Annotated in this window: 2 protein-coding genes; both read left to right on the top strand. The window is 60.0% G+C overall.

Annotated elements, in window-relative coordinates; translation table 11 throughout:
* The first annotated feature begins 193 nt into the window (after positions 1-193).
* Positions 194-1,723 carry an IS21 family transposase gene (gene istA / locus ATY79_RS22945; protein ID WP_088704990.1) on the top strand — a complete coding sequence of 510 codons (1,530 nt, stop codon included), beginning with the start codon at positions 194-196 and terminating at the stop codon, positions 1,721-1,723.
* Positions 1,724-1,734: 11 nt separating this feature from the next.
* Positions 1,735-2,472, top strand: coding sequence for an IS21-like element ISRel16 family helper ATPase IstB (istB, locus tag ATY79_RS22940; protein WP_088704989.1), 738 nt, complete (start codon positions 1,735-1,737; stop codon positions 2,470-2,472).
* Positions 2,473-2,599: the final 127 nt, after the last annotated feature.

The following is a 2,599-nucleotide window of genomic DNA, read 5'->3' as shown; positions in this document are numbered from 1 at the left end:
TGCAGATTCCGAGGCAAGCCGCCCCCGCATTCCGAAATGATGCCGCCCCCCAATTCCGAGAATTAACCGCCCCCTTGTTCCGAGATGATGCCGCCCCCTGATTGGGCTGTTTGTCGGGGTGTCCTGCTGGTGAGACGTTCGTCCTTTCAGTTGCCTGAGAGGAAGGAACGCGATGCCAGCGGAGAGACTAAAGATGCGGCGTGTCCGCGAGATTCTGAGATACAGATTTGAGGAAGGTCTTGGCCACAAATCGATTGCGGCGCGCGTTGGTGCGGCCCCCTCGACGGTGCGTGAGACGCTGCGCCGTGTGGAGATTGCCGGGCTTTCCTGGCCGTTGGGCGACGATGTCAGCGATGCGATTTTGGAAGCGGCTCTGTATAGAGCTGCCGGCACGAAGACCGGTCACCGTCGCAGCGTTGAACCGGATTGGGCTCATGTTCATCGCGAGCTGAAACGCAAGCATGTCACGCTGCAGATCCTCTGGGACGAGTATATCGGCCTTCATCCCGATGGTTATCGCTACAGCCGCTACTGCGATTTGTATCGCGCTTGGGCACTGAAGCTGCCGGTGACGATGCGCCAGGACCATGCGGCTGGCGAAAAGCTGTTCGTCGACTATGCCGGCGACACGGTCACGGTGGTCGTCGACAGATTGTCGGGAAAGACGCGGCAAGCGCATCTGTTCGTCGCAGTGCTCGGGGCATCGAGCCTTTCATTCGCACATGCCCGCTGGAGCGAGACGCTTCCTGATTGGATCGAATGCCACCTGCTTGCGCTTGAGGCCTTCGGTGGTGCGCCGGCGTTGCTTGTCCCGGACAATGCCAAAGTTGCCGTTATCAAGGCCTGCCATTTTGATCCGCAGGTCAATCGCACCTATGCCGGGATGGCGGCTCACTACGGAAGCGCTGTTCTTCCGACGCGACCGCGCCGGCCGCGGGACAAGGCAAAGGTCGAAGCCGCGGTTCGTATTGTCGAGCGCTGGCTTCTTGGCCGGCTACGCCACCGCGTCTTTTACAGCCTTGCCGATGTGAATGCGGCGATTGTCGAATTGCTCGTCGATCTCAACGACACGCGTGTTCTGCGTCGCGTCGGCCGCACCCGGCGTCAATTGTTCGAAGAGCTGGATTATCCCGCCCTGCGTCCGCTTCCTGTCGAACGATACGTCTTTGCCGAATGGAAGATACGGCGGGCTGGCCTCGATTATCATGTTGATATCGACAAGCACTATTACTCCGTGCCCTACCGGTTTGCCCGTGCGCAGGTCGAGGCGCGCATCACCGCCAATACCATCGAGATCTTCCACAAAGGTGAGCGCATTGCCGCCCACCGACGCTCGAGCGGCAATGGCAAGCACACGACAACGCCCGAGCACATGCCATCATCCCATCGCCGCTTTGCCGATTGGACAATCGAGCGCATCAGCCGCGAAGCATCGGCAATCGGATCGGACGTTGCATTGCTCTGCGAGCGTATTCTCGCCGATCGGCCGCATCCGGAGCAGGGCTACAGAGCCTGCCTGGGCATTATCCGCCTCGTTAAAGCGTTTGAGCGAGAGCGGGTCAACGCGGCCTGCGGGCGGGCATTGGAAATCGGTGCGCGAACCTATGGCTCGGTGCGCTCCATTCTCGACAATCACCTCGACCGACCGTCGGCGTCATCAGGCGCATCATCACCCGAGCCGATCAACCACTCCAACATCCGCGGTCCCCGCTATTACCACTGAGGAGACGACATATGCTTGCACATCCCACGCTTGATAAATTGAACGCCATGGGCCTGACCGGCATGGCCAAAGCGTTCAACGAACTGCTGACCAACGGTGAGAGCGAACAACTCTCCCATGCCGAATGGCTCGGGCTTCTGCTCGAGCGAGAATGGAGCTCGCGCCACGATCGCAAGCTTGCCGCCCGTCTGCGGTTTGCCAAGCTCCGTCATCAGGCCGTACCGGAAGATGTCGATTACCGCAGTGACCGCGGCCTCGATCGCGCACTGTTCATGAAGCTGATTGGCGGCGACTGGATCGATGCCCACGACAACCTTGCGATCTGCGGGCCATCCGGCGTCGGCAAAAGCTGGTTAGCCTGTGCACTCGGGCATAAGGCCTGCCGCGACGATCGTTCCGTTCTTTATCAGCGCGTGCCACGGCTGTTTGCCAATCTCGCCCTTGCTCACGGTGACGGTCGATATGCAAGGCTGCAACGCACCCTCGGCCACGTCCAACTCTTGATCCTCGACGACTGGGGCCTGGAACCGCTCAATGAGCAGGCGCGCCACGACCTCCTGGAGATCCTCGAAGATCGTTACGGACGTCGCTCGACAATCATTACCAGCCAGCTTCCCGTATCAGCCTGGCACGAGATCATCGGTAACCCAACCTACGCCGATGCCATTCTCGACAGGCTGGTTCATAATGCCCATCGCATCGACCTATCTGGCGAAAGCCTGCGGCGAAATCAGCGCCGGAAATCTTGACTCCTAACGACGATCGACTGACAACAATCACAGCCAGCAGGACCCCAGCCTCAAGGGGGCGAGATCATCCCGGAATCCGGGGGCGCAATAATCTCGGAACAAAGGGGCGGCTTCATCGGAATCGGCA

It is taken from the genome of Rhizobium sp. R693 (assembly GCF_002211315.1).
Classification (GTDB): Bacteria; Pseudomonadota; Alphaproteobacteria; order Rhizobiales; family Rhizobiaceae; genus Rhizobium.
The sequence above is the reverse complement of the archived record's forward strand: the minus strand, read 5'-3'. Positions and strand labels throughout refer to the sequence as shown.

Excerpts from the sequence above, each read along its gene's own strand:
- istA (WP_088704990.1), top strand. The coding sequence starts at position 194 with ATGCGGCGTGTCCGCGAGATTCTGAGATACAGATTTGAGGAAGGTCTT.
- istB (WP_088704989.1), top strand. The coding sequence starts at position 1,735 with ATGCTTGCACATCCCACGCTTGATAAATTGAACGCCATGGGCCTGACC.